23 protein-coding genes, 1 tRNA gene and 1 pseudogene are annotated in these 25,418 nt (G+C 59.2%); 15 read left to right on the top strand and 10 right to left on the bottom strand.

Annotation, left to right across the window (positions count from 1 at the left end; genetic code table 11):
• Positions 1 to 188: 188 nt before the first annotated feature.
• Positions 189 to 536, top strand: a complete 348-nt coding sequence (gene tnpA, locus MRS74_RS15705; RefSeq protein WP_254581222.1) for an IS66 family insertion sequence element accessory protein TnpA — start codon at positions 189 to 191, stop codon at positions 534 to 536.
• A complete protein-coding gene (gene tnpB, locus MRS74_RS15700) occupies positions 533 to 841 on the top strand; it encodes an IS66 family insertion sequence element accessory protein TnpB (protein WP_254581221.1) in 309 nt (102 codons plus the stop codon). Before tnpA (MRS74_RS15705) ends, tnpB begins: the two co-directional genes overlap by 4 nt.
• Here the strand turns inward: tnpB and tnpA (MRS74_RS24340) are convergent.
• Positions 797 to 1,063 (bottom strand): annotated as a pseudogene (gene tnpA / locus MRS74_RS24340) (IS66-like element accessory protein TnpA); the annotation flags it as partial. The gene tnpB and the pseudogene tnpA (MRS74_RS24340) sit on opposite strands and share 45 nt — an antisense overlap.
• Positions 1,064 to 2,145: 1,082 nt before the next feature.
• Entirely contained in the window at positions 2,146 to 3,126 is a 981-nt protein-coding gene (locus tag MRS74_RS15695; RefSeq protein WP_254581220.1) for a LysR family transcriptional regulator, read from the bottom strand.
• A gap of 126 nt (positions 3,127 to 3,252) precedes the next feature.
• Here MRS74_RS15695 and MRS74_RS15690 point away from each other — a divergent pair, with 126 nt between their 5' ends.
• Entirely contained in the window at positions 3,253 to 4,107 is an 855-nt protein-coding gene (locus MRS74_RS15690; protein WP_254581219.1) for an MFS transporter, read from the top strand.
• A 512-nt stretch (positions 4,108 to 4,619) separates the two neighbouring features.
• Here the strand turns inward: MRS74_RS15690 and MRS74_RS15685 are convergent.
• Positions 4,620 to 4,695: transfer RNA gene (locus MRS74_RS15685), tRNA-Phe, on the bottom strand.
• A 73-nt stretch (positions 4,696 to 4,768) separates the two neighbouring features.
• Positions 4,769 to 5,416, bottom strand: a complete 648-nt coding sequence (gene pyrE / locus MRS74_RS15680) for an orotate phosphoribosyltransferase (protein WP_254581218.1) — start codon at positions 5,414 to 5,416, stop codon at positions 4,769 to 4,771.
• 168 nt (positions 5,417 to 5,584) lie between these two features.
• Here pyrE and MRS74_RS15675 point away from each other — a divergent pair, with 168 nt between their 5' ends.
• Positions 5,585 to 6,355, top strand: coding sequence for an exodeoxyribonuclease III (locus MRS74_RS15675; RefSeq protein WP_254581217.1), 771 nt, complete (start codon positions 5,585 to 5,587; stop codon positions 6,353 to 6,355).
• 110 nt (positions 6,356 to 6,465) lie between these two features.
• Here the strand turns inward: MRS74_RS15675 and rph are convergent, their stop codons facing one another.
• Complete coding sequence (gene rph / locus MRS74_RS15670; protein WP_254581216.1) at positions 6,466 to 7,236, bottom strand: ribonuclease PH; 771 nt, start codon at positions 7,234 to 7,236, stop codon at positions 6,466 to 6,468.
• 107 nt (positions 7,237 to 7,343) lie between these two features.
• Between rph and MRS74_RS15665 the strand changes: the two genes are divergently transcribed.
• Positions 7,344 to 8,207: a YicC/YloC family endoribonuclease gene (locus tag MRS74_RS15665; protein ID WP_254581215.1), complete on the top strand. Its 864-nt coding sequence runs from the start codon at positions 7,344 to 7,346 to the stop codon at positions 8,205 to 8,207.
• A 55-nt stretch (positions 8,208 to 8,262) separates the two neighbouring features.
• Here MRS74_RS15665 and mepA read toward each other — a convergent pair whose 3' ends face one another.
• A complete protein-coding gene (gene mepA / locus MRS74_RS15660) occupies positions 8,263 to 9,084 on the bottom strand; it encodes a penicillin-insensitive murein endopeptidase (RefSeq protein ID WP_254581214.1) in 822 nt (273 codons plus the stop codon).
• A gap of 216 nt (positions 9,085 to 9,300) precedes the next feature.
• On the bottom strand, positions 9,301 to 9,534 hold the full coding sequence (locus tag MRS74_RS15655; RefSeq protein WP_254581213.1) for a DUF6880 family protein: 234 nt from the start codon (positions 9,532 to 9,534) through the stop codon (positions 9,301 to 9,303).
• Between the two features lie 132 nt (positions 9,535 to 9,666).
• Here MRS74_RS15655 and MRS74_RS15650 point away from each other — a divergent pair, with 132 nt between their 5' ends.
• Positions 9,667 to 10,149: a thioesterase family protein gene (locus MRS74_RS15650; protein ID WP_254581212.1), complete on the top strand. Its 483-nt coding sequence runs from the start codon at positions 9,667 to 9,669 to the stop codon at positions 10,147 to 10,149.
• A gap of 185 nt (positions 10,150 to 10,334) precedes the next feature.
• Positions 10,335 to 12,509, top strand: a complete 2,175-nt coding sequence (locus MRS74_RS15645) for an esterase-like activity of phytase family protein (RefSeq protein WP_254581211.1) — start codon at positions 10,335 to 10,337, stop codon at positions 12,507 to 12,509.
• 98 nt (positions 12,510 to 12,607) lie between these two features.
• Here the strand turns inward: MRS74_RS15645 and MRS74_RS15640 are convergent, their stop codons facing one another.
• Positions 12,608 to 13,291 (bottom strand): aspartate/glutamate racemase family protein, encoded by a 684-nt coding sequence (locus MRS74_RS15640; protein WP_254581210.1) that lies wholly within the window; start codon positions 13,289 to 13,291, stop codon positions 12,608 to 12,610.
• Positions 13,292 to 13,522: 231 nt separating this feature from the next.
• Here MRS74_RS15640 and MRS74_RS15635 point away from each other — a divergent pair, with 231 nt between their 5' ends.
• The 6 genes from MRS74_RS15635 (at position 13,523) to MRS74_RS15610 (ending at position 20,998) form a co-directional block, all read left to right on the top strand.
• Positions 13,523 to 14,044 (top strand): putative pterin-binding protein, encoded by a 522-nt coding sequence (locus tag MRS74_RS15635; protein WP_254581209.1) that lies wholly within the window; start codon positions 13,523 to 13,525, stop codon positions 14,042 to 14,044.
• A gap of 30 nt (positions 14,045 to 14,074) precedes the next feature.
• The gene (locus MRS74_RS15630) at positions 14,075 to 16,390 is read left to right on the top strand and encodes an ATP-binding protein (protein WP_254581208.1); all 2,316 of its coding nucleotides are present in this window, start codon (positions 14,075 to 14,077) and stop codon (positions 16,388 to 16,390) included.
• Between the two features lie 70 nt (positions 16,391 to 16,460).
• Positions 16,461 to 17,081, top strand: coding sequence for a guanylate kinase (gmk, locus tag MRS74_RS15625; RefSeq protein ID WP_254581207.1), 621 nt, complete (start codon positions 16,461 to 16,463; stop codon positions 17,079 to 17,081).
• Between the two features lie 63 nt (positions 17,082 to 17,144).
• The gene (gene rpoZ / locus MRS74_RS15620; protein WP_254581206.1) at positions 17,145 to 17,357 is read left to right on the top strand and encodes a DNA-directed RNA polymerase subunit omega; all 213 of its coding nucleotides are present in this window, start codon (positions 17,145 to 17,147) and stop codon (positions 17,355 to 17,357) included.
• Positions 17,358 to 17,443: 86 nt separating this feature from the next.
• Entirely contained in the window at positions 17,444 to 19,567 is a 2,124-nt protein-coding gene (gene spoT, locus MRS74_RS15615; RefSeq protein WP_254581205.1) for a bifunctional GTP diphosphokinase/guanosine-3',5'-bis pyrophosphate 3'-pyrophosphohydrolase, read from the top strand.
• Between the two features lie 105 nt (positions 19,568 to 19,672).
• Positions 19,673 to 20,998: an HDOD domain-containing protein gene (locus MRS74_RS15610; protein WP_254581204.1), complete on the top strand. Its 1,326-nt coding sequence runs from the start codon at positions 19,673 to 19,675 to the stop codon at positions 20,996 to 20,998.
• Here the strand turns inward: MRS74_RS15610 and MRS74_RS15605 are convergent.
• Positions 20,995 to 22,914: an ATP-binding cassette domain-containing protein gene (locus MRS74_RS15605; protein ID WP_254581203.1), complete on the bottom strand. Its 1,920-nt coding sequence runs from the start codon at positions 22,912 to 22,914 to the stop codon at positions 20,995 to 20,997. The genes MRS74_RS15610 and MRS74_RS15605 overlap by 4 nt on opposite strands.
• 119 nt (positions 22,915 to 23,033) lie before the next feature.
• Here MRS74_RS15605 and MRS74_RS15600 point away from each other — a divergent pair, with 119 nt between their 5' ends.
• Together MRS74_RS15600 and MRS74_RS15595 are read left to right on the top strand one after the other, a co-directional pair.
• Positions 23,034 to 23,558, top strand: coding sequence for a TIGR02444 family protein (locus MRS74_RS15600; protein ID WP_254581202.1), 525 nt, complete (start codon positions 23,034 to 23,036; stop codon positions 23,556 to 23,558).
• Between the two features lie 69 nt (positions 23,559 to 23,627).
• On the top strand, positions 23,628 to 24,350 hold the full coding sequence (locus tag MRS74_RS15595) for an FKBP-type peptidyl-prolyl cis-trans isomerase (protein WP_254581201.1): 723 nt from the start codon (positions 23,628 to 23,630) through the stop codon (positions 24,348 to 24,350).
• A gap of 90 nt (positions 24,351 to 24,440) precedes the next feature.
• Here the strand turns inward: MRS74_RS15595 and MRS74_RS15590 are convergent, their stop codons facing one another.
• Positions 24,441 to 25,418: a WD40 repeat domain-containing protein gene (locus MRS74_RS15590; RefSeq protein WP_254581200.1), complete on the bottom strand. Its 978-nt coding sequence runs from the start codon at positions 25,416 to 25,418 to the stop codon at positions 24,441 to 24,443.

Here is a 25,418-nt window from a genome sequence, read left to right as displayed (position 1 = left end):
AAACCCCGGTCTCGTTGAGGCCGGGGTTTTTCCGTTATGGATCGATGCGGGTGATGACCCTCACATGGGGCAGGTAGACGGCGCCGCTCGCGGGTAAGCGATCAATTGTAAGCGATCAATTAACCCCACCTGTTTTCAGCTATCACCGTCCGGTAACGTCATGGCTCTGATTATGAAGGAGTGCTGCCATGACCGAATACACTCAGGAGACAGTCCCGGACGAACTAAAAGAGGCCTTCTGGCACCAGCATCTTGAAGCCTGGAAGGCCAGCGGCCTGACCCAGCGGGCATACTGCCAGGAACAGGGGTTAACGCCTTATCGTATGACCTACTGGAAAGGCCGTTTGGCGGCGACACCGCATCCAGCGCAGACTGGCCTATCCGACTGGGTGCTGATGGGACACGGCGGGGCGCTGGCCGCTGCCGGCCAGCACCTGAACGTCTGCCTGCCCAATGGTATCCGCCTGGAGATCCCGCTCGCCGCGGTGGAGCAGCTGCTGCCAGGCCTGTTGCGACAACTGGAGCCGCAGGCATGATACGTCCCGCCGGTACCGGGCCGGTCTACCTCTACGCGCTACCGGTCGACATGCGCAAGTCCATTGATGGGCTGGCGGCGCTGATTGAGCAGGAGATGGCTCTGTCTCCATTCGAGTCGGCGCTCTTCGTGTTCTGTAATTGCAGCCGCGACAAGCTCAAGATCCTGTGCTGGGAGCGTAACTGTAAGCGTCCGGCGATTACGATCGGCCTGCGTCACGGGCCAGCTCACGACCAGGTTACCGCCCGGGCGCGGGATCTCGATGCGGATGCTGTCGTCAGAGCTCGGTATCATTTTTTGATCTAGAAGGGCCGGTAACGCCAGCGGTATGAAGGAAGGTGTAGAGGGCTGTGGTGATTGCCCGGTGCGAATCCATTTATGGACCAGGTTAGTATTGAGTCCATGATCAAGTGCGATACGGGCGACTGAGGCATCCGGCTGCTGGCAGGCAGCCACAATCCTGGCTTTGAATTCGGTGGCATAACGACGACGCTTCTTTGGAGCTTGCGATACGCTTGGCAGTGTCATAACAGGTGTCCACTTAGAAATAGGTGGACACTATCAGGCGCTCACGGCACCTGGCTCAAGATGGGTTCGCCGGACGGATACGACCGGATCGCGCTGGATCACGGTATCAACGCCAACCTGCTTCATAACTGGATTCGCCGGGCCTCCCAGTCATGTGCCGCGACAGCGCCTGCTTTTGTCTCGCTGGCGTTACCGGCAGACTGACCCCACCTTACCGACACATCTGCATTGATGAGACTGCTCGCCACGGACCCGTTGGACACACGAGCACCAGATACCGCCCTGGCACGGGTCAATCGGCTATCGCCTTGTAAACCGCCGCGCCAATCGCATGAAGGCGCTCTGCTGTCGGTGCAGAAAACGAGCGGGAAGGTGTGAGATGAGTCATCGAAGCGAAGATGGTCGTCGACTGGTACAGGCTGGGAAGTACGCGAGCGTGTCTTCGCGGTAGTGTGGCGGTATTGCAATTTTCTGCAGCACATAAAAAAACGCCCCCGAGCCATCCATGACTCGGGGGTGTAAAAGTGAGGTGCTTTAGGCATCCTTGCCGGGCTGATTGCTTCCCTGCAACCATCAGATCCGTCTGAATCCTCGTGTAGCTAGTATGGACTTTTGCCGGGAAAGCTCTATAGGAAAAAGTCCTAAAGGACGCTTCAGGGCTGTGAATAGTCCTTGATGATTCCGCTGGCATCAGTGCGCTCGCGCCGAACCGATGGTATTTAGAGAGTCAGGCTGTATGTGCTGAGTGTGTGTATTCTGTGCATAAACTGTTTGTGGATAACATTAGGAAGCGTTAAACCGGCACCGTTGCTCCATCGGGTACAATTGCTGATCAGAATATAAGACCCCCTATAATACGGCGCTTACAGGCAGTTCACTGATACTTGTTATCAGGTTGCTCACAGGCTTGTGCAGGCTTTTTGTGAGCAGTTATCCCCTGGCCTGCTCGTTAGTTTATGCACAACAGGTTATTCACAAGCACATGCCGCCAGCTAGGAGGCTGTCCGATAATGCTGGTCGTAGCGAGAGCCAGCTGATTTGAGCGGTTTTTTGCGATGTTTTAAGGCGAATAGTGGTTCTATTTAACGCAAAACAGCACAAAAAACAGCCAAGCTCGGGTGGTTCGCAGTAGGCTGAGTATTGTCGGACAGCCTCCGGGGGCGCTCAGCTTTTCGCGGTGGCTGTGTTTGTTTCGGGTAAGGGGGTTTGGCCAGGTGACGAGAATTGTGGACTTTCCCTGATGGTTTGCGCGAGACGTTGCGTGGCCTCGTTGGACTGCTCTGCGACGAAGAGCGTGTGTCGGTTTTTGGAAGGGGAGGCAGATCTGTTTCCACAATGATCATGCCGGGTTCCAGCGTTGAGCGCGGAATAACGCCGATTCCGATACCTGCGCGTACCGCAGCAAGCACCCCGGCGCGGCTCTGGCTGATAAAGGCGATGCGATAGGCTTTGTCTGTTTGCTGCAGGGCGAGACTCGCGGAGTCCCGGTGGAAACGGCCCTCGACAAAGACCGCCAGCGGCAGCGGGTCGCGTTTATGAACGTCGTGTCGCTCTGAACGGATCCACACAAGCTCGTCCGGTTGCAGGCGCTGGCCCCCCTCGGACTGTGCCGGCATCCCGACCAGTGCGAGATCCAGCTGGCCTTCGTTCACCAGGGACGCAAGGTGCTGGGGCCTGTGATCACAGGTCACCTCCAGTTGCGTTTGCGGGTAGGACAGGACGAAGGCTTCCAGAATCGGGGTCAGGGTTCGTGTTGCATATTGGTCGTGGGTGCCCAGGCGAACTTTGCCGGCAATATCGACGTTGTGGAACGGGCCCAGAATACGGTCGTGCAGGTTAAGTAATTGATGCGCATGGGTAATCAGTTGCTCGCCGGCGGGCGTTAGGCGCACGCCGTACTGCCCGCGTACCAGCAGTTGAGTGTCAACCAGAGACTCCAGCCGGTTCAGCTGCATGCTGATGGTGGAGGGCGCACGATGCAGCTGACTGGCGGCGGCGGTGAGGTTGAGCGTCTGTGCGGTAATGACAAAGGTACGCAGCAGGCCGATCGGCAATTCAGGCATTTTAAGTTATCAATATGAATGAACGAGGTGATCAATATTTATCGATTTACCTAACAAAGGATTTAATGTGGCAGCTTGTCAGCTCCGTTATTGGCGGAGCTTTTCTGTTTTGAGGAAATTTAAAGCATGCGCATGGCAGCCATATTTGGCCTGAATCAGGTCGTGAGTCACGGATTTGGCGTTTTCCTGTTTGCGGCGCTGCTGCCTCTGATGCGGGAGTCGATCAATATTTCCAACTGGCAGCTCGCTGCCATTGGTGCTCTAACCCCGCTGTCTTATCTGGCCGGTGCTCTGCTGCTGGGACTTATTGGGCACCGTGTCGGCACGGTGCGTCTGGCACTGACGACTACAAGTCTCACAACGGCGCTGCTGTTTCTGATGTCCCAGTTGCGTGATCCGTTGCACATAACACTGGCACTAATCATTCTCGCGGCCAGCGCGTCGATCAGCTGGGGCACTATCGTGGAAATTATCAGCCGCTATGCCAGCTGCATGTCCTGCGCGTCTAGCGGGACTGCCTGGGGCTATGGTGCGAACGGTCTGCTGATATTGCTTGTAGTACCCTTGTTTGGCTGGGAGAGCAGCTGGATTATCGCAGGTGTTATCGGTGTACTGGCGTTGATGCTGAGCTGGAGGCTGCTGAGAGGACTCCAGCCCAGGGTGCTGAATGCAGACTCGAGTACGGATACCGCCGCGATTCCTGCCATGCGCCTGCTGGGAGTCATCCTTGGCGAACGCACAGCCCTGTTCGCCTGCATCATTTGTTTTCTGGTGGGCTTTAGCGCAATGCCGCTATCCGCCTGGCTGAATATCTATCTGGCAGGCTACCTGCGCGAAGCCACCGGTTCACTCAATCTGGTGTACGACATCCTGACGGTAACGGCCTTGCTGCTGGTCGCGTTGGGGCTGTTTATCCGACACACAGGCAAAGGCACGGTGTTTACAGTGGATACCATCCCCCAGTTGCCGGGAACAATATAGAAGATTTTAAGCTCAGCAGGGCGAGCAACATCTATGTACCGAGTCATCGAATCTCGGTTCGATAATTCGGTGCGGTCTTCCCGCATACAAAAAAGCCATCGCTACTAATGGCGAGGCTTTTTGATGTTTATAGATAGAGTGGTACCCGGAGGCGGATCAAAATTGCCGGGAGCAATTTGGCATATCGGCGTGCAGCGACGATTACCCGAAGGGCGATCCATAGGGGCATGGCTAATAATCGAACCCTGGTTCGATGGAGCCTACGCCAAACGTCCGGACACAAAAAAGCCTCGCTACTATTAGCGAGGCTTTTTGACGTTTGTAGATAGAGTGGTGCCCGGAGGCGGACCAAAATTGCCGGGAGCAATTTGGCATATCGGCGTGCAGCGACGATTACCCGCAGGGCGAGCTACATGGATATAGCGAGTTATCGAACCTCGGTTCGATGACTCGGCGCGGTCTTCCCAGGCACAAAAAAGCCTCACTATTACTAGCGAGGCTTCTGAGTAAGGTGGTGCCCGGAGGCGGAATCGAACCACCGACACGAGGATTTTCAATCCTCTGCTCTACCGACTGAGCTATCCGGGCACAACGGCGGACAATTAAACACGCATGTTCGAAGACTGTCAATCCATAAGTGATTAATTGTTAAATCAGGGGCTTAACCCTCAATGCCGTACTCTTTGCGGTAGTTCAGAATGGCGTCGATCTGTGGCGCCATACCGCCTTTTTCCTGCAGGTAGGCGATCACATCGTTCAGGGTGACGATGCTGGCCACCGGCATGCCGTAATCGCGTTCCACTTCCTGAATGGCCGACAGTTCGCCCTGGCCGCGTTCCATGCGGTTCAGCGCAATCACGACACCGGCAGGGGTGGCACCGGCCTTGCTGATAATCTGCATGACTTCACGGATGGCCGTGCCGGCGGTGATGACGTCATCAATGATGAGGATCCGGCCCTTGAGTTCGGCGCCGACAAGATTGCCGCCTTCACCGTGCGCCTTGGCTTCCTTGCGGTTGAAGACATAGGGCACATCGCGCTGGAAATCAGTGGCCAGGGACACCGCTGCGGTGGTGGCAAGCGGGATGCCCTTGTAGGCCGGCCCAAACAGAACATCGAAGGGGATGTCGGCGTTCTCAATCGCCGCGGCATAATATTTGCCCAGCCGAGCCAGAGCTTCACCACTGTTAAACAGACCGGCATTGAAAAAGTAGGGGCTGGTTCGGCCGGATTTGAGTGTAAACTCGCCAAAACGCAACACGCCGCGCTCGATGGCAAACTCGATAAAGGCTCTCTGGTAGTCCTGCATTGGGCTCTCCGCACTAAAAACTGGTCGGCGCCTATGATATCAGCGCCTTTGTCTGTGCTCTATGGCGATTAAGACCTGCAGAAATTTCAATTTCGGTCGCTAAGCTATACAATTCGTACTTTGTTTCAAGACATTCGCTATTTCGCGCGCTTTACAGGATCAACAGACATGCGTGTCATCACCTTCAATACCCAAGGTATTGAACAGGCTACTGATAGAGGTTTTTTCGATTGGATGGTTCGCCAGGACGCCGATGTGGTGTGTCTGCAAAATCTGCGCGCGAAAGAATACCAGCTCGATGCCGATCGTTACCATCCCAAGGGCTACCATGCGTTCTTCTTCGATGCGTTCGAAGACGGCTACAGCGGTGTGGCTATCTATACCCGCGAGCTGCCCAAGGCGATCATGACAGGCTTGGGGTTTGAGCTGTGTGATTCCCACGGCCGCTTTATTCAGGCGGATTTCGACAAGGTCAGCGTGGCGTCCATGTCCATTCCCCCCGGCCTGAAAAGCCCGGAAGATCAGATCCGCAAGGAAGAGTACATGGAACTCTTCATGGGGCATCTGAAGAAGACATTGCGCAAGCGCCGTGACTTCATTTTCGCCGGCACCTTCCATATAGCCCACAAGGCCGTTGATCTGAGCAACTGGTACGCCAACCAGAGCGTTTCCGGCTTCCTGCCGCAGGAACGTGAGTGGATGGAAGAAGTGCTGGACGAAATGGGCTTTGTCGATGCTTTCCGTCGCGCCAACAAGGCGGAACGCCAGTACAGCTGGTGGCCTGACTACAACCGCGCCTGGAACCTGAACGAAGGTGCGCGACTGGACTACCAGATAACTACCGCGAACCTGCGCAACAACGTCAAGGCGGCACGTATTTACCGCGACGAGCAGTTCTCGCAGCATGCGCCTGTCATCGTTGATTACAACATCGGCTAGCAGTCTGAGGCTGTTATGCCGCTCGCGAGCCTAAGAAGGTTTGCGACATAAAAAAGGGAGCCTGGACAGGCTCCCTTTTTTGTCGCAGCTCGTAATGGCCGCCGCAAAGTTTAGCCTGCCAGTGCCGCCTTTTGCGCCACGACCAGCTCACCGATACCCTTGCGCGCCAGATTCAGCATGGCGTTCAGTTCGTCCTGGGAGTAGGTCGCACCTTCTGCGGTACCCTGAACTTCAACAAAGCCGCCGCTGCCGGTCATGATCACGTTCATGTCGGTGTGGGCCTTGGAGTCTTCGGCGTAATCCAGATCTAGTACCGGTACGCCTTCGTAAATGCCAACGGATACCGCCGCCAGCATATGCACGATAGGGTCGCCTTTCATGGCGCCATTCTTGTCTTTCTTCAGCACATTGATGGCATCCTGCAGCGCAACAAAAGCACCGGTGATGGATGCCGTGCGGGTGCCGCCGTCGGCTTGGAGTACGTCGCAGTCGATGGTGATGGTGTTCTCACCGAGCTTCTTCAGGTTCAGTGCCGCGCGCAGTGAACGGCCGATAAGGCGCTGGATCTCTACGGTGCGTCCGCCCTGCTTGCCGCGGGCGGCTTCACGGTCGGTACGGGTATTAGTAGAGCGGGGGAGCATGCCATATTCCGCTGTTACCCAGCCCTGGCCGCTGCCGCGCAGAAAGCGCGGCACGCCACGATCAACGCTGGCGGTGCACAGTACCTTGGTATCACCGAATTCAACCAGCACAGAACCTTCGGCATGCTTGGTGAAATTGCGCGTAATTTTGATATCACGCATCTGATCCGGCTGGCGTCCGCTCGGGCGAAGTTTTTTAAGTCCCAGGTCCTGCAGCTGGTCGGAGATGCTCGAACTCATTGTGATCTGTTACCTTCATCTTTGGAGAGAGCCAGGCGGTGTAGTGACGCAGGCCAGGCTGTTAGAATGATTATCCGAACAGCCAATTCTAATCGAGATCGGACAACATGACACGCAGTATGACGGCCTTCACCCGCCAGGAGACCCAGGGCGAATGGGGCAGCCTGGTATGGGAAATTCGTTCGGTAAATCACCGCTACCTCGAACCGCACCTGCGCCTGCCGGACAGCCTGCGCGAGCTTGAAGGCAGCCTGCGCGAAAAACTGCGCCAGTCACTGAGCCGCGGCAAGGTCGAGTGTACGCTGCGTTTTGTGCCGGAAACCCAGCAGCAAACGCTGAGTGTTGATCGTCAGTATGCCGCTCAACTGGTGGCGGCGGCCCAAGAGTTGGGCCAGATGATCAGCGATCGCCAGCCGATCAATCCGCTGGAAGTGCTGCGCTGGCCCGGCGTTCTGCTGGAAAGTGAGCTGGATATGGATGCCGTTAAAAAGTCGGCAATGAAACTGTTCAATACCGCACTGGATGATCTTGCCCAGGGCCGCGGTCGCGAGGGCGCGGAACTGGCGCTGCTGATTGCACAGCGTCTGGACAGTATCGAACAGGTGGTGGCCCAGGTGCGGGGGCGTCTGCCCGAGATACTCCAGGCGCAGCGCAACAATCTGCGCAACCGTCTTACCGAATTGCGGGCGGAGCTGGACGAAACGCGCATCGAGCAGGAAATCGCCCTGCTGGCGCAAAAGGCGGATGTCGATGAAGAGCTCGATCGCCTCAGTACTCACGTGCAGGAAGTACGCCGGGTGCTGAAGCAGAAGGACCCCATCGGCCGGCGGCTGGACTTCCTGATGCAGGAACTCAACCGTGAAGCCAACACCCTGTCGTCGAAGTCCATCGTTGCCGATACCACCCAGTGCGCCGTCGAACTCAAGGTGCTGATCGAGCAGATGCGCGAGCAGATCCAGAATATCGAGTGATGTTTCCCGGTGTTTCGAGGTAGTCGATCATCCCTCCTAAGCCCTTGCTGTGCGTTCAGGGAGCGTGCAAGACCTGAGCGCACTGCTGCGGCATCGGCGGTTTCGGTTTGGGCTCTGGTTTTTTCTGCGGTGGTGCCGTGCCGCGCAGTTGGGCGTAGAACTCGTCGCTGAACCACCAGTCCAGATCTTCGCCACAGGCCGCGTTGAGCACTGGCTGCTGGGGTACACAGTTTTTGTCGCCGGCGGGGCAGGCCAGTCGCACGTGGAAATGATAGTTGTGTCCCCACCATGGGCGTATCTTGCGCAGCCACTCGTTGTCGCTGCTGGCGCTAGTGCACAGCTCGCGCTTGATGGTGGGGTGAACAAAAATTCGCTCGACCCTCGGGTCTTCCGAGGCCAGGCGCAATATGCGCGGGGCCCTCTGATCCCAATTCGCCTTAATCAGCTGGTGCTCCTTTGCATCGGCGAGGGGGACTGCGGAGATATTGTTGCGCTCCCACGCGGTCAGGGGGCGCGTGAGCGCGCGTGGGTCCTGCGAGTACCAGATATCCGCATCCAGTCCCACCTGATGGCTGCGGTGGCCGTAGCTGAAAGGGCCGCCGCGGGCCATGGACATATCACCTATCTGCAGCTGGCCAAGACCCTGCTCCGCCACCCGGGTGGAAAAATCCTTCAGGAAACCGATCAAAGCCGGATTGCCGTAATGGCGGTCACGTCCGGTGCGCATAAGCTGGAAACCCTCGCCGCGTAGCGGCATTTTCTCCGCGCCACTGAGGCAGCCATTGGTGTACTGGCCAATGCTCGCTGAGGTCTGCTGGGAGGGGCGTTTGATGTCCTCCCAGGGATTGGCGGCGCCGGCCGCAGCGTTGCTGAACATCAGTGCGCCGCCGACTAGCATCGAGCAAAGGGATCTCATGGGCATAAGTGCTCTATTGTCCGGATTTGGCTCACAGTATAGAGGCTGAGATCAGGCCTATTTTAACGCGCCTGATACCGGAAGAGTTCCAGTCAGGGTGCCTCGCTGTCATGGCACAGATACAGAACCGTTTCTGAAGGCACGATCAACGAGGCTGAAAGCGGTCATGCTAAGCGTCTATTCGGCCTGACGCCAGAACGACGACTTGCGGCCGTGTCTTTCGCGCAGCGCCGCCTCGAAACTCGCCTGATCGGGTAAAAACGCGTAGTCCGAAATGCCGGCATCAAGCTGGGCGAGGTTTTTGTAGTACCGCGCCGCGTGGACATAGGCCTTGCTGCGGCCGCTGTCGAGTGTGTATTCCAGCAGAAAGCTGATGGTTTGTGGATAGGTGCGGGGGCGGTCTCCAAACATCGGTGCACTGGGTCCTTGGTCATTCTGGCGAAAAAAGCGCATTTAATAAGCGGATTCAGGCAAGTTTTGTGGGGCAGGCGGGTTAGCATTGCCCAAAAGGCGCGTCTGCGCAATCCCAATCAGAGGTGCAAGATGACAACTGAGCTCAAGGTATTCGAGGGACCCGTTCAGCCCGAGTGGATCGATTACAACGGCCATATGAATGATGCCTGCTATGTGCTGGTCTTCAGCCAGTCGATCGACGAATTCATGCTGCAGATCGGTCTTGATGCAGTCTTTCGCGAGGCGCATCAGGTCTCTATTTATACGCTGCAGAGCATGGTGCACTACCTGCAGGAGGTGAGCCTCGGTGAGCCGCTGCGGGTAGAGGCGCGCTTGCTTGAAAGTGACGCCAAAAAGCTGCGGGTGTTTTTTACCATGTGCCATGGCGAAACCGGCGTGGAGCTGGCAGCGATGGAAACCCTGTTGCTGCACATGGACATGTCGGTGCACCGCGCCGCACCTATGCTGCCCGCGACCGCGGCGCGGGTCGACGCCCTGCAGCAGCGCCACAGCGACGGCCCTTGGCCTGCGCTTGCCGGGCGCAGCATTGCCCTGACACGCCCGCGCAGCTGAAGAACAGCCCAGGCCCCTTTGCACCGTGTGCAGGCTCCTGCTGGAAGATGATCCTTTGGTTGCCAGACCGGTACCTGTGTGCAGCTGGGCCCCTCGTCCGGCGCCACAAATCACCCGTTGTCATGCCGTTGTCATGGAATCACTCTAGCTTGTTGACCTCTGTCATCTTTAGCGGAGTGATTTCGATGTCCGAGCGACCTTTCAGGCGGGCAGCACTGGCCCTGCTGCTGGCGGCGGCTGCCAGCACGGCGCAGGCGCAGTCTTTCAATCGCATAGCCAGTTTCCCGACGGCGCATAATTTTTCTGCCGATCAGGATGCTGCACAGGAAACCTCGGCCGAAATCATTGCCGCCTCGGCGGATGGCCAGATGCTGATTTACTCGGACAGCCCGCGTGGCGGTCTGGGCTTTGTTGATATCCGTGATGCGGCCCAGCCCCAGGCGGCAGGCTTCGTGGATATGGGCGGCGAGCCGACCTCGGTGGCCACCGCCGCCGGCATGGTTCTGGCGGGCGTCAATACCTCTTCGAGCTATACAGCGCCCTCGGGTTTCCTGGCGGCGGTGTCGCTGCAGGATCAGACCGAAAAGGCACGCTGTGATCTGGGCGGACAGCCGGACTCGGTTGCTGTGTCCAGGGATGGCCGCTTTGCCGCCGTGGCGATTGAAAACGAACGTGACGAAGAGCTGGGTGACGGCGCCCCCGGCCAGCTGCCAGCGGGCTTTCTGGTCATACTGCCGCTGCAGGGCGGCATCCCCCAGTGCGACGGGCTGCGCCGGGTCGAGCTGACCGGTCTGGCGGAGGTTGCCGGCGAGGACCCCGAACCCGAATTTGTGGATTTCAACGAGCGCAACGAAATCGTGGTCACGCTGCAGGAGAATAACCACCTGGTGGTGGTGGCCGCCGAAAGCGGCAAGATTCTGCACCACTTCAGTGCCGGGCGCGTGGACCTTGCGGGCATTGATATCGAGAAAGATGGCCGGCTGGATTTCAGTGGCAGCCTGAGTGGTGTAGCGCGTGAGCCGGATGCCGTGAAGTGGCTTGACGACGAACGCTTCGTTATCGCCAACGAAGGCGATTACCAGGGCGGTTCCCGCGGCTTCACCATCTTCCACAAGGACGGTCGGATGCTGTTCGAATCCGGTGCCGACCTTGAGCAGCGCATAGTGGCGGCCGGTCATTACCCGGAAAAACGCTCCGGCAAAAAGGGCGCCGAGCCTGAAGGTGTGGCCGTGGGTGTGTTCGGCGAGCAGCGTTATATCTTCGTGCTGTCCGAGCGGGCCTCTGTTATTGGCGTTTACCGCGATACCGGTGCTGCGCCCGAATTTGTGCAGCTGCTGCCCTCCGGCATCGCGCCTGAATCTGCGGTGGCCATTGCGTCCCGTGGCCTGCTGGCCAGCGCCAACGAAAAGGATCTGATCGAGGATGGCGGTGCCCGCGCCCATGTCATGCTCTATCGCCTGCAAGAGGCGGCTCCCGCCTATCCGCAGCTACTGGCCGAGCCTGATACCAAGGGCATGCCGGTGGGCTGGGGCGCCTTGTCCGGCCTTGCGGCGGCCCCCGGGAAACCCGGTCAGCTCTATGCGGTTAATGACAGCTTTTACAGCCAGCAGCCGACGATCTTCAGCATTGATGCCAACAGCACGCCGGCCCGTATCACAGCGTCGACCCTGGTGACCCGTGATGGGAAGGCGGCGCAGAAGCTGGATCTGGAAGGTATAGTGGCCGATGGCCGGGGTGGCTTCTGGCTTGCATCGGAAGGGCGCGCCGACAAAAATATCCCCCACGCGGTCTACCACACCGATGCGCAGGGCGAGATCGATCGCACCCTGAGCTTCCCGCCCGAACTGCTGCAGCATGAAACGCGCTTTGGGGCTGAAGGCATCACCCTGATTGGAGATACCCTCTGGATCGCCCTGCAGCGCTCCTGGAAGGATGATCCGAAAAACACCGTCAAGCTGGTGTCCCATGATCTGACAACCGGTCAGTGGGGCGCGGTGCGTTACCCGATCGAAGCGGCCACGCGCGGCTGGGTCGGGCTGTCTGAAATCAGCCTGGGGGCCGATGGCGTCTACATCATCGAGCGGGATAACCAGATCGGAGAGCAGGCGGTGATCAAGCGCCTGTACCGGGTGGCACTGGATGAGCTCAAGCCGGCGCCGCTGGGCACCGAACTGCCGCTGGTCAGCAAGCAGCTGGTGCGTGACTTTATCCCTGACCTCAAGGCGCTGAATGGCTTTATCGTCGACAAGATCGAGGGCTTCACACTGGATGCCGCCGGCAACGGCTTTGCGGTAACCGATAATGACGGCGTGGACGACAGCTCCGGCGAGACCTACTTCATTCGCACCGGAAAACTGTAACCCCGAGCGCCCCGTTGTCAGAACAGAATCCGCAGTGCACTCAGGGTACTGCGGATTTTTTGTGTATGGGACTGCGTCGGGTAGCTGCCGTTAAGGCCTCAGCTGGCGCTGCGCAGTTGCAATCTGGCCAGGCTCTCGGCAAGCGCCAGGGCGCAGAGTACCGGGTCTATTACCGGCAGGCCGAAGCTGCGCTGCAGATCCTCGGCCCGGCCGATCAGACCGCCGGAGCCCAGCACTATGGTGTTGGCGCCATCCTGTTCAATCGCAGTGCGGATACAGGCGGCTATTTTCTCAGCGGCCTGAGTGCCATCGCCCGCTGCCTCAGCCACGCCAATGCCGGCGGCATGCACGCAGGCCTGATCCGCAGCGCCGTAGCGCGTCAGCATGTCTTTAATCCCGGGAACGGCAGCATGAACAGTCGTGACTATGGCAAAGCGCCCGGGGAGCGTACGTGCGGCGACTATGGCCGCCTCGCACAGACCAATGACGGGCACCCGCACCGATGCGCGCAGCGCCGGCAACTCTATATCATCGAAACAGGCCAGTACCAGGGCATCGTAACCCTGACAGGCGTCGCTGTTCACCAGGGCCAGCAACTGGGCGGCGGCGGCATCGCGATCCGCCTTGCCCTCGATGGCGTGGGGGCCAGCCTGCGGGTTGATGCAGTGCAATTGGGTTTGGGCCGATATGGCGGTGCCTGCCAGTTGCTGCATCTGGTGAGTCAGTGCGGCATTGGTATTGGGGTTGATCAGCAGAAGCCGCAGCGGGCGGGTGTTGTTCATCAATATCTCCGGATGGGGCGGGAACTGGCAGCTACAGCGTACTTTTTATCGGGGTCCTTTGGCAGCTTTGCCTTTACATGGGCGGGTGAAGGCGCAAGGATACAGTGTCGGTCGGGATGTCACCCCCGATGTCCTGATCAGGACTCTAAGTTGAGCGACAATTTGCTGTTTGCGGTCTTTTCCGATTTTGCTGATAATGAATGGACTTTATAAGGATATTAGGTCGCAATCATGCACTTTACGCGTTCTGTGGTAATGACCTGCCTGCTGTCGCTTTTCGGTCTTCAGGCCATGGCGGATAGCCTGCCACAGCCTTCAGGCCCGGTGATTCTTACCTTGGAAGGCGCCCTGAGCAATACCAACGGCAAGGGCGTGAATGGTAAAGGCGTGGCTCGCTTTGATCGCGATATGCTTGAAGACCTGTCTTGGCACCGCACGCGCACGGATACGCCCTGGACTGAAGGCATGATCGACTTTGAGGGCCCGCTTGGGCGCCAAGTGCTCGATCTTGTCGGGGCCAAAGGCGAAACCCTGATTGTGACGGCACTGAACGATTACAGCGCCGAAGTGCCACTGGCCGATTTCTATACCTATGATGTAATCTTGGCGCTGAAGATGGATGGTCACTATATCCGGATTCGTGACAAGGGGCCGATATTCATTATCTATCCGTTTGCGGACTTTCCCGCACTGCAGACAGAAGTTATCCATAACCGGTCGGTCTGGCAGCTTAAAAGCATCCGCGTAAAGTAATGGCTACGGATGGGCGGCGGAGGATAAAGAGTGCGATTTCCATTACCGGCATGGTCTTCTGCCAAGCCTAGGCGCGGCTCCGTTTTATTTCTGCTGTTTGTCTCTCTGGTGTGTCTGCTGGCCTCACTGGCACTGTTCAAAACCCTGGTGGAACGCCAGCAGGTGCTGTTCGAAGTCGCCACCGAAGAGGCACTCTGGTCCGCCTACCAGATTGACCGTGAAAGCCTGAAGCTCAAGAACGCCATTAGCAGCTATGCCAATCGACACGACGAGGCGCTGCTGAACGAGGTGGAGGTGCGCTTTGAAATCCTCTACAGCCGTGTCGGGCTGCTGGAGCAGGGCGAGCTGGCAGCGGTGTACCGGCGTGAGGCGGAACTTGCCCGCAGCGTAATGGGCTTTCGTACCGCGCTCAACGCCATGGAGGCGGTGCTGCCATCACTGCGCGAGCGGGGGCCTGTTGCCACAGCCGGGCTGATCGCCATGGCCACCGAAATTAATGACAGCGCAGAAACCCTCATCTTTAAGGTTTTGCAGCTGCGCGCCGAGCAGAAAACCGCCAGTCGTAACGAGTTTTTCGAGCTGCTGAGGTATCTCGGCAGCATGGGCACCCTGCTGCTGTTTGGCATTGGCGCCATTATCACATTGCTGTTTCGACAGATGATGCTTGAGCAACGCTCCCGCGAGCAGGCCGAACTGCTCAGCGAGCAACTCAGAGTCAGCGCCGCCGAGGCCGACACCGCAAACCAGGCCAAATCCGAGTTTCTGGCGACCATGAGCCACGAGATTCGCACCCCCATGAATGGCGTGATCGGCATGAGCAGCCTGTTGCTCGACACGCCGCTGCAGCCGCAACAGCGCCACTATGCGAGAACCATCGGCGAGTCGGCCGATGCCCTGCTGAAAATCCTCAACGATGTGCTGGATATCTCCAAGATGGAGGCGGGTCGGCTCGAGCTGGAGCAGACCGCGTTTGATCTGCAGGAAGTGCTCGCCGGCAGCGTCGAGTTGCTGGCAGTATCGCTCGAAAGCAAACAGGTTCGCCTGAGCCTTGAGGTCGAGACGTCCGTGCGCGGTTACTACTGTGGCGATGCCGGGCGTCTGCGTCAGGTGCTGCTGAATCTGCTCGGCAATGCCGTTAAATTCACCGAGCGCGGCCATGTGCGGTTGCGGGTCAGCCCGGTACCCGGAGAGAGGCCGGGGTGGCAGAGCCTGCTGTTCGAAGTCGAGGACACCGGCATAGGCATAGCACCGGAGGCGCAGTCCCGGCTGTTTGCCATGTTTGTGCAGGGAGATGCCGGCACAGCCAGGCGCTATGGCGGCACGGGGCTGGGGCTGGCGATCTGCCAGCGCATTATCGAGCAAATGCAGGGCACAATCGGCTTTGACAGTCAGGCGGGCAAGGGCAGCCGGTTCTGGTTTCGCTTAGAGCTGGAACGCAGTGAGCCCGGTGATATGGCGGCTGACGGTGCCGTGGATGATGTCGTTGTGGCCGCGCTCAGAGCTCGCCCGATGCGGCTGCTGCTGGTCGAGGACAACCGGGTTAATCAGCAGGTGGCCCAGGGCATCCTGGGGTTCCTGGGGCAGCACTGTACCGTTGCCGAGGATGGCGTGCAGGCGCTGGAGTGTCTTGATCGCGGTGATTTCGACCTGGTGCTGATGGATGTGCAGATGCCGAACATGGACGGGCTCGAAGCCACAAGGGCGATCCGCAGCCTGCCCGCGCCGCACAATGCCGTGCCCATTATTGGCATGACCGCCAATGTCATGGAAGAGGATCAGCGCGCCTGCCTCGACGCCGGCATGGATGCCTGCCTGCCCAAGCCGGTGCGACGGCAGAGCCTGGCCCAGATGCTGGATCGCATGTCCCGGCAGCTGCCATACAGCCACGAGCCTGTTGCGCATATCGAGCCTGTGGCCGCAGCAACGGCTGTTGCATTGCAGGGGAGTGCATCCCAGGGCGCGCCGGATATGGCCAGGCTGCTGGATGCGAGCCGGCTGGACACCGTCCTGCTCGGATCACTGGCGGACACCATCGGCACCGATGACTGTCTTGGTTTGCTGGCTGACTTTCGTGCCAGTTTGGTCGACTATCGGATCCGCCTGGAGGCCGCGCTGGCACAGGCCGACCGGACTGAAATAAAACGCCTGTGCCATGGTGCGCGCGGGGCTGCCCTGAATCTGGGCTTTGCGCAGCTGAGTCTCGAGCTGGCGACCGTGGAGGCCGCCATCGCCCAGGGAGTCGAGATCGATGTGCCGCTGGCGCAGCTGCAATATGGTTTTGAGGCCGCCGAAGCCATAACCGCGCCGGACATTTTGCGTCAGGTGCTGGACGCAACCGATGTCTGAGGTTCGGCGTCGGGCACGGATTGGTTTATCATGTGCGCCTGTCAGCCATATGTTTACCCGGAGCGGCTAAATGAGCCTTAAAGGAACCCTGTACATTATTTCGGCACCTTCTGGCGCCGGCAAGACCAGCCTCGTGCGCCAGCTGCTGTCCCGGGATAGTCAGGTACGGGTCTCGGTTTCCCATACCACCCGGGCCATGCGTCCCGGCGAGGCCAATGGTACGGACTACAACTTCGTCACCCTGGCTCAGTTCAACGACATGATCGATAACGGGCAATTCCTTGAATTCGCCGAGGTATTCGACAACAAGTACGGCACCTCCCAGACCTGGGTACAGCAGCAGCTGGAGCAGGGTACTGACGTGATCCTGGAAATTGACTGGCAGGGCGCGCAGCAGGTGCGCCGGCTGATGCCGGATGCGGTGTCCATCTTTATACTGCCGCCGTCCCGTGAAGCTCTGCGCGCGCGCCTCACCGGGCGTGGTCAGGATGATGTCAGCATCATCGAGCGACGCATGGCGGATGCGGTGAGTGAAATGAGCCACTACGCCGAGTTTGATTATATGGTGATCAACGATGAATTTGATCTGGCGCTGAGCGAACTGCAGGCGGTGCTGGTCACGCGCAGGCTGCGGCAGTCCGTGCAGCAGCGGCGTTATGAAGGGCTGATCACGGATCTCTTGTCAGAATAGCCGAACTCGCGTAGACTTCTCCGTCTTTTTGTTTGCAGTTTACTGCCTTTTTCGAGGTTCAAGATGGCACGAGTAACAGTTGAAGATTGCCTGGAAAACGTTGATAACCGTTTCGAACTCGTCATGGTTGCAGCAAAACGTGCGCGTCAGCTGGCCACCGGTGGCAAAGAAGCCAAGGTCGACTGGGAAAACGACAAGGTTACCGTCGTTGCCCTGCGTGAAATCGCTGAAGGTTTTACCGACAAGCGCGTACTGGATGACCAGGAAGACGACTGATCTTCCAGAAAGCTTCGCGATACGGCATCATTTCAGGTAAAACTCGAGGGTATAGCCGACGCTAGCCCTGTATTGCCGGAGTCTCGATGCCAACCATAGACGCACTTTGTCAGCGACTGACCGAATATCTCGAGCAGGAACAGATCCGCAAAGTGCGGCGCGCCTACTATTTTGCCGAGCAGGCGCACGACGGGCAGCGGCGTAAAAGCGGCGAGCCCTATGTGACCCACCCCCTGGCGGCGGCCGGCATTCTGGCTGGCATGCACATGGACCATCAGAGCCTGATGGCGGCCATGCTGCACGACGTTATCGAAGACACCGAGATCAACTATGACTCCATTGAGTCGCAGTTCGGCAGTGCCGTGGCCGATATCGTCGATGGCGTCTCCAAGCTGACCCATCTGGAGTTTGAAACCAAGGCGGAAGCCCAGGCGGAAAACTTCCAGAAAATGGTGCTGGCCATGGCCGAGGATATCCGGGTTATCCTGGTGAAACTGGCTGACCGGCTGCACAACATGCGCACTCTCGGTGCCATGCCTGCGGTAAAGCAGCGCCGCATCGCCCGCGAAACCCTCGATATCTACGCCCCCATTGCCGCCCGTCTGGGCATGCGCGACCTGCAGGTCGAGCTGGAGGATCTGGCGTTCCAGTCCTATTACCCGATGCGTGCCCGTTATATCCGCCGCGCGGTGGTGAAGGCGCGTGGGCAGCGTCGCGACATCATTACCGAAATACAGCAGACGGTGCAGCGCAGGCTGGATGAGGAAGGCCTCAAGGGCGTGGTTACCGGGCGGGAAAAGCACCTATACAGCGTCTATCGCAAGATGCGCCAGCAGCGCAAATCCTTCGCCGAGATCATGGACATGTTTGCGTTCCGCATCGTCACCGAAAAGGTGGACGACTGTTATCGCATTCTGGGTGCCGTGCACAATCTCTACAAGCCGGTACCGGGCCGTTTCAAGGACTATATCGCCATTCCCAAGGCCAACGGCTATCAGTCGCTGCATACGGATCTGTTCGGTACCCGCGATATCGCACTTGAGATGCAGATCCGTACCCGCGAAATGGATGCCGTTGCCAGCCAGGGCATCGCCGAGCACAGTCATTACAAGGCCTACGGTGGTTCCGACAGCGCCGTAGGGTCTTACAACAGGGCCCGCAAGTGGGTGCAGGGTCTGCTGGAAATGCAGCGCAACGCCGGCGACTCGATGGAATTTATCGAACACGTTAAAAAGGACCTGTTCCCCGACGAGGTCTATGTGTTCACGCCCCAGGGGCGGATTCTCGAGCTGCCCCGCGGCGCCACGCCGGTGGACTTTGCCTACGCCGTGCATACCGATATCGGTAATTCCTGCGTGTCGTGCCGCATTAACCGGCGCCTGGCGCCGCTGTCCGAACCACTGTTCAGTGGTGCCACGGTCGAGATCATTACCACCCCCAGCGCCCAGCCCAACATGGCCTGGCTAAACTTTGTCGTCACCGGCAAGGCCCGCGCCAGCATTCGCCATTTTCTCAAGAATCAGCAGCGTCACGAGTCGGTGGAGCTGGGACGACGGCTGCTGAATCAGTTTCTGGGCAACTATGGCATCAGCCTGGACGAGGTGGAGCGCGGTCGCCTGGCAGCCCTGCTCAAGGATGCAGAGCTGCGGGTGCTGGACGACCTGCTGGAAGATATTGGCATGGGCAACCGCATGGCCTATGTGGTGGCGCGGCGCCTCAAACCCGAAGCCCCGGTGGAGGAAGACGATCTTGCCGCGGCGCGCCGCGGTAACAGGCCGCTGGCGATTCAGGGTACCGAAGGCATGGTGCTGAATTATGCCAAGTGCTGCCACCCGATTCCCGGCGATACCATCATTGCCCATATCAGCACCGGCCGCGGCCTGGTCATCCATCGCACGGACTGCCGCAATATCGGTTATCTGCGCGATGACCCGGAAAAGTGCATTTATCTTGAGTGGTCCAAGAGCATTGATGATGAGTTCCGCGTCAGCCTCAGGCTCGAGGTCATGTCCCAGCGCGGCATTATCGCCAATCTCGCGACCACCGTGGCGACAGCCGGTGCTAATATCATTAAGATCGATAGCGGTGAGAAAGACGGTCAGCTGAGTCAGGTGTTGCTGGATATCTCGGTTCAGAACCGGGTGCATCTGGCCTTGGTGATGAGAAAGCTACGTGTCATCAAGGCTGTGAATCATATCCAGCGCCAATAGGCGACATGGGTGGCTGTTCAGACCTGAGCCCCGCAGCCCTGATGACAATATGCCGGTGTGTCAGCCAATTCTGAGCTGGCCGAATAATCGAAGGGAGAATACGATTTGGCAATTGGTGTACGTTCCCTGGAAGGTGACGCCCAGTGCGACGGTGTAGCCCGTCTTCTGCTGATGCATGATGGTGATGGCAAAGTACTGGTACTGCTGCCCTGGGAGGGCTTGCTGAACCTGGAAGCCATCTGGAAGGGCTCGGGTCGGCAGTTGCAGCCGGCCCGCAGCGAAGATGCCGTGCGTTTTTTCAGCCAGCCCGGACTGAATCAGGACGCGGGCCTTAGAAAGCTGTTTTCCCTGCCGCTCTACATAGATCTGTCACTGCAGTCCCGCGTTGAATTCAAAGCCTACGAGCCCCATAGCGGCCGTACTTTCCGCGTGCCCGGCGCCTGGCTGAGCGAAGGTCATATGGAGGCGCATTCGCTGGCGCTCACCCGCGCCGATATAGATGCCGTTCAGCCCGATGGTGACGACCGCGCCGTGATTACCCGGGCGGTGGAAAAATTCACCGCGCTGCGCATTCGACAGAGGCTTGAGGATACCCTCGGTCTGCCGTCATTTTCGCCCACAACACAGAAAATCCTGATGATGCGCTGCGACCCCGAAGCCGGCGTGGATACGCTGGTGCCGGTGGTGCGGCTGGATCCGAGCCTGTCGGCCCAGGTCATGAGCTGGGCGTCTTCGTCCTACTATGCGGTGCCTGGCAAGGTGCACTCGCTGGAAGATGCCATTATCCGTGTGCTGGGGTTTGATCTGGTGATCAATCTGGCGCTGGGTGTGGCGCTGGGCAAAACGCTGCAGATGCCCAATGACACGCCCCGCGGTGCTACCGACTACTGGCAGCAGGCCGTCTATACGGCGACCTTGGCCGAGCGGCTGTGTCGCAAGATGCCGGTGACTGAAAAGCTGCGGCCGGGGCTGGCCTATCTGGCCGGGCTGCTGCACAACTTTGGCTATCTGGTGCTGGCGCACCTGTTTCCGCCGCATTTCTCACTGCTATCGCGCTATATCGAGGCCAATCCGCATATAGGTACCGAATATATTGAAAAGCAGGTGCTGAACGTGACGCGTGAGCTGGTGGGCAGTTGGCTGCTTGAAAGCTGGGCGGTGCCGGCGGAGGTGTGTGTGGCGGTGCGGCGCCAGCACGAGGCCGATTATGACGGCGAGCACTGCGGCTATGCCCGCCTGGTGCATATGAGCAACCGCCTGTTGCGCGAGCAGGGGCTGAGCGACGGCCCCATCGAGAATATCCCGGCGGGGCTGACCGAATCCCTGGGCCTGAGCCGTGGCGTGGTCAATGAAGCCATGGAGCATGTGCTGGAGTCACGGGAGCTGTTGGGCGAAGTGACCCAGATGTTTAGCGGGCAGCGCGCGAGTTAGTCACTCGCCTCCAGGCTCTGCTCCAGTGCTTCGAGGGCTTCCTGCTGCTCCAGCCAGCTGGTTTCAATCTGCTGTGACTTGCGGGTCAGGTCGGCCTGCTGACCCAGCAGGGTTCTGAGTTTTTCCTTGTTGGCGTCCTGATAGATCTCGCTGTCACCCAGCTGGGTTTCGACGTCGCCCAGTTGCGAGCTGCACTGCTCGAGCTGCTGCTCCAGCTTCTCGATGTGCTGGCGCAAGGGTCTCAGTTTGGCCCGGTTCTGTGCCTCCAGGCGCTTTTGTTCCTTGCGATCCGCGGCGCTGTTGCCGCGACTGAGATCCGTTTTCTCAACCTCGGCCGGCGTCTGGCGGCGGCGATCGCCCAGCCAGCTGTGGTAGTCCTCCAGGTCGCCGTCGAACGGCCGAGCCTGGCCGTCGGCCACCAGCCAAAATTCATCCACGGTGTTGCGCAGCAGGTGCCTGTCATGGGACACCAGAATCAGGGCGCCTTCGAATGTCTGCAATGCCAGGGTAAGGGCATGGCGAACCTCCAGATCCAGGTGGTTGGTAGGTTCGTCCATCAGCAGCAGGTTGGGTCTTTCCCAGGCGATCAGCGCCAGCGCCACGCGCGCCTTTTCGCCGCCGGAGAAACGCTTGACTGGCTCCATGGCGTTGTCACCGATAAAACCAAAGCTGCCAAGAAAATCACGGATCTGCTGTTCGCTCGCTTTGGGGGAGCGGCGCTTGATATGCAGCAGCGCAGACGCCTCCAGGTCCAGTGCCTCCAGCTGGTGCTGGGCAAAGTAACCGACCTTGAGGTGTTCACCGCCGCGCTGCTCGCCACTGAGCAGGGGCAGGTCGCCCACCAGGGTCTTGATCAGGGTCGACTTGCCGGCGCCGTTGGGGCCCAGCAGGCCGATGCGGGCACCGGGCGCCAGTGACAGATTTAGCTGCTGCAGGATCGGTTTGCCGGCGTAGCCGCAGTCTGCCTTGTGCAGCGTCAGCAGCGGGTTGGACACCTTGTCCGCCGGGGTAAAGCGGAAGCTGAACGGGCTGTCCACATGGGCCGGTGCGATCAGTTCCATGCGCTCGAGTTCTTTCAGGCGACTCTGGGCCTGCTTGGCCTTGGTGGCCTTGGCGCGGAAGCGGCGTACAAAGCTTTCGATTTCGGATACGCGCTGCTGCTGCTTCTGAAACTGGGCGTCCTGCTGCGCCAGGCGCTCGGCCCGCATGCGTTCAAAGGCGCTGTAGTTGCCCTTGTAGAGGTCCAGCTGCTCGTGGTGCATATGCACTATATGGCTGACCACATTGTCGATGAAGTCGCGGTCGTGGGATACCAGCAGCAGGGTACCGGGGTACTGGCGCAGCCACTGTTCCAGCCAGAGGGTGGCATCCAGATCCAGGTGGTTGGTGGGCTCATCGAGCAGCAGTATGTCTGAGCGGCACATCAGCGCCTGGGCCAGGTTGAGGCGAATGCGCCAGCCGCCAGACAGATCACCCACCGGGCGGCTGGCGTCGCCGGGCATAAAGCCCAGACCGTTCAGCAACAGATGTGCCCGGGCCTCGGCGCTATAGCCGTCGATGCTGTCCAGCCTGGCGTGGAGTTCACCGAGGTGATGGTGCTGCTGGTCGGCTTCGGCCGCCGCAATCTCCCGCTCCACCTGGCGCAGCTGGGCATCGCCATCCAGTACATAGTCGAGTACCCGGCGTTCAACCGACGTGACCTCCTGCGCCATGTGTGAGATGGTCAGGTTGCCGGCGATCTGCAGGTCACCGGAATCCGGCTGCAGCTCGCCCAGGATCAGTTTGAACAGGCTTGATTTGCCAACGCCATTGGCGCCGATGATGCCAGTTTTCCATCCATGATGGATGGTCAGGTTGGCCTGGTGCAGCAGGCGCTGGATGCCGCGCTGCAGGTTAAGCTGGGATATCTGAATCATGGTGGCGAATTTTAACAACCTGTCGAGATTAAGACTAATACAATGGCACTGATTACGGCTCCGCTGTTACGCGGCGGACGCGCTCGAACTCAGTCTCCCGGCGATATGAGAGGCGTCCGATGAAGCTGCACAACGACCTCTGGGACTATGCCTTGCAACTCTATGCCAAGCCGGGTGTTGAGTCGGCGTGCCTGCAGCTGCAGCAAGAGTGGTCGCTCGGCGTTAACCGCTTGTTATTCTGCTGCTGGCTGGCGACCGAAGGCCGGGCGTTGCAGGCAGACCAGTTGAGTACCTGTGAGGCGTCGCAGTGGCAGCACAGTACCACAGAGCCGCTGCGTCTGCTGCGCTACCGGGTTCGGGCTCAGCGCCGGCATGAGCCCGAGCTGGAGCGCTGTTATCAGGCGCTGCGCCAGGCAGAACTGGCCGCTGAACAGGTGGAGCTGGCCTGGCTGTTTGCGCTTGGGCGTGACTGGCCGGTGGTGGCGTCTGCCACCTGCGAGGATCTGTTGCTGCAGAACCTCGGCCAGTACCTGGGCTGCGAAGGTATTGAGCCGCAACCTGGCCTGTTGGCCGTACTGCAGGTTCTGGTACAGGCCGCGGCGGGGCCATTGCCTGTCCGGCGGGTGCTGCAATTGCAGTGGTAATGGGGTGAACTTTAGAGTTAAATCGGTCACTAAACAACGACATTCAGCATTATCAGTAGGGAATTTGGAATGAAGAAAACGTTTCTGGCAGTAGCCATGGCCTCTCTGGTCGCAGTGACATCGGCCGTACAGGCCGACACGCTGGATACCGAAGACAAGAAGCTGAGCTACAGCCTGGGTCTGATCCTTGGCGACAAGCTCAAGCAGGATATTGATACGCTGGACATCGAGTCGTTCCGACAGGGCGTTGAAGCCATTTACAAGGGCGAGGAGCCGCTGCTGGATCAGGAGCAGGTGGGGCAGGTCATGCAGGCCTTCCAGATGAAAAAGATGGAAGAACAGCGTCAGCAGTTCGCCCTGATCGCTCAGGAAAACCTCGACAAGGGCGCGGCTTACCAGGCCGATAACGGCAAAAACAAGGCGGTCACTACGACTGAATCCGGTCTGCAGTATGAAGAGCTGACCGCAGGCGAGGGCGCTAACCCCGCTGCCACCGATACGGTCAAGGTGCATTACAAGGGCCAGCTGATTGACGGTACCGAGTTCGACAGCTCCTACTCCCGTGGTGAGCCGGTGTCCTTCCCGCTGAACGGCGTGATTCCGGGCTGGACCGAAGGTCTGCAGCTGATGAAGCAGGGCGGCAAGGCGCGTCTGGTTATTCCGGCTGACCTGGCGTACGGCCCTGGCGGCATGGGTAATGCAATTGGCCCCAACGAAACACTGGTGTTTGAAGTCGAGCTGCTGGAAATCAATCCGCAGGCAGAAGCTCAGGCGGAAGCTGCGGCCAAGTAATCAGCCGACCGAGCATGCAATATCCGCAAACCCGCAGCCTGAGCTGTGGGTTTTTTCGTTTTGCAGGGGGCGTGTTGGCAAGCGCCGGCGTTAACGCAGCAGGTTGATAAGGCCGTTGGAGCCGATGGCGTAGTAGCCGTCGGTAGCGAAGGCGACGGCATACACGGCCGTGCTGATCGGGCCGTAGGCGGCGCGCTTGTGCAGCTTCCAGCGCCGCAGCTCCGTTCCACTGGCGACATCCCAGAGCTGCACAAAACCGGCGGCGCTGCCGGTTAGCAACTGTTCGCCACTGCTGGAAAAGCGTGCGCTGAGAAAGCTCATGCGACGCTGAAACAGGCCGCCAAAGTCGGATAAGGTATGCAGCACTTCGCCGCTGGCGGTATTCCAGATGACCGCCCGATCCAGGCTGCCCGCACTGAAGGCCAGGCGACCGTCAGGGGACAGTGCTACGGTATCGACCACGTTGCCAAACTCCAGCGTCTTTAGTAGCTCGCCGGATTGCAGGTCCCAGAGCCTGGCCTTGTAGGCGTCGGAGCCGGTCAGTGCCAGGCGGCCATCCAGGCTCAGGTTGACGGCACGCACCCTTGCATCGTGGCGCAGGCTGCGTTTGACGCCGCCGTTCTTGATATCGAAATAGACCGCTTCGTGGTTGGCGAGCCCCAGCAGGGCATAGTCGGCGCCACGGCTGAGGTCCATGGCCAGAATGTCCGCCGGTGAACTCCAGTACCATACGGCCTGGCCACTGATCAGGTTCCACAGCACCAGGTCCTGCTGGCCTGCGGTAGCAGCAAAGCTCTCGTCCGGTGACAGCGCGGTGGCGGCAATGATGGAGTATTGGCCCGGCTGGTGGTTCCAGCTGAACAGGCGGGCGTTGCTGCTGGTATCCCATAGGCTTGCGCCATGCTGAATGGAGCCGATCACGCCAAAGCGGCCCTGTTCGGACAGGCTGGCGCTGTAGGCGCCCTGCAGGGCATATTCGTGCCATGAGACCGGTGCTTCGGAGCGGCTGCAGCCTGTCAGCACTAATGCCAGAGTGGCCACCATGCCGGTGGCCAGGGTGGTGCGCAT

It is taken from the genome of Marinobacterium sedimentorum (genome assembly GCF_024267675.1).
GTDB classification, from domain to species: domain Bacteria; phylum Pseudomonadota; class Gammaproteobacteria; order Pseudomonadales; family Balneatricaceae; genus Marinobacterium_A; species Marinobacterium_A sedimentorum.
Note: the sequence above shows the minus strand (reverse complement) of the source record. Positions and strands in the feature narration are given on the sequence as shown.

Excerpts from the sequence above, each read along its gene's own strand:
- tnpB (WP_254581221.1), top strand. The coding sequence starts at position 533 with ATGATACGTCCCGCCGGTACCGGGCCGGTCTACCTCTACGCGCTACCG.
- MRS74_RS15665 (WP_254581215.1), top strand. The coding sequence starts at position 7,344 with ATGACACGCAGTATGACGGCCTTCACCCGCCAGGAGACCCAGGGCGAA.
- rph (WP_254581216.1), bottom strand. The coding sequence starts at position 7,236 with ATGAGTTCGAGCATCTCCGACCAGCTGCAGGACCTGGGACTTAAAAAA.
- gmk (WP_254581207.1), top strand. The coding sequence starts at position 16,461 with ATGAGCCTTAAAGGAACCCTGTACATTATTTCGGCACCTTCTGGCGCC.
- MRS74_RS15655 (WP_254581213.1), bottom strand. The coding sequence starts at position 9,534 with ATGTTTGGAGACCGCCCCCGCACCTATCCACAAACCATCAGCTTTCTG.
- pyrE (WP_254581218.1), bottom strand. The coding sequence starts at position 5,416 with ATGCAGGACTACCAGAGAGCCTTTATCGAGTTTGCCATCGAGCGCGGC.
- rpoZ (WP_254581206.1), top strand. The coding sequence starts at position 17,145 with ATGGCACGAGTAACAGTTGAAGATTGCCTGGAAAACGTTGATAACCGT.
- MRS74_RS15635 (WP_254581209.1), top strand. The coding sequence starts at position 13,523 with ATGCACTTTACGCGTTCTGTGGTAATGACCTGCCTGCTGTCGCTTTTC.
- tnpA (WP_254581222.1), top strand. The coding sequence starts at position 189 with ATGACCGAATACACTCAGGAGACAGTCCCGGACGAACTAAAAGAGGCC.
- mepA (WP_254581214.1), bottom strand. The coding sequence starts at position 9,084 with ATGTTCAGCAACGCTGCGGCCGGCGCCGCCAATCCCTGGGAGGACATC.
- MRS74_RS15640 (WP_254581210.1), bottom strand. The coding sequence starts at position 13,291 with ATGAACAACACCCGCCCGCTGCGGCTTCTGCTGATCAACCCCAATACC.
- MRS74_RS15605 (WP_254581203.1), bottom strand. The coding sequence starts at position 22,914 with ATGATTCAGATATCCCAGCTTAACCTGCAGCGCGGCATCCAGCGCCTG.
- MRS74_RS15645 (WP_254581211.1), top strand. The coding sequence starts at position 10,335 with ATGTCCGAGCGACCTTTCAGGCGGGCAGCACTGGCCCTGCTGCTGGCG.
- MRS74_RS15675 (WP_254581217.1), top strand. The coding sequence starts at position 5,585 with ATGCGTGTCATCACCTTCAATACCCAAGGTATTGAACAGGCTACTGAT.
- MRS74_RS15595 (WP_254581201.1), top strand. The coding sequence starts at position 23,628 with ATGAAGAAAACGTTTCTGGCAGTAGCCATGGCCTCTCTGGTCGCAGTG.
- MRS74_RS15695 (WP_254581220.1), bottom strand. The coding sequence starts at position 3,126 with ATGCCTGAATTGCCGATCGGCCTGCTGCGTACCTTTGTCATTACCGCA.
- spoT (WP_254581205.1), top strand. The coding sequence starts at position 17,444 with ATGCCAACCATAGACGCACTTTGTCAGCGACTGACCGAATATCTCGAG.
- MRS74_RS15690 (WP_254581219.1), top strand. The coding sequence starts at position 3,253 with ATGCGCATGGCAGCCATATTTGGCCTGAATCAGGTCGTGAGTCACGGA.
- MRS74_RS15650 (WP_254581212.1), top strand. The coding sequence starts at position 9,667 with ATGACAACTGAGCTCAAGGTATTCGAGGGACCCGTTCAGCCCGAGTGG.
- MRS74_RS15590 (WP_254581200.1), bottom strand. The coding sequence starts at position 25,418 with ATGCGCACCACCCTGGCCACCGGCATGGTGGCCACTCTGGCATTAGTG.
- MRS74_RS15600 (WP_254581202.1), top strand. The coding sequence starts at position 23,034 with ATGAAGCTGCACAACGACCTCTGGGACTATGCCTTGCAACTCTATGCC.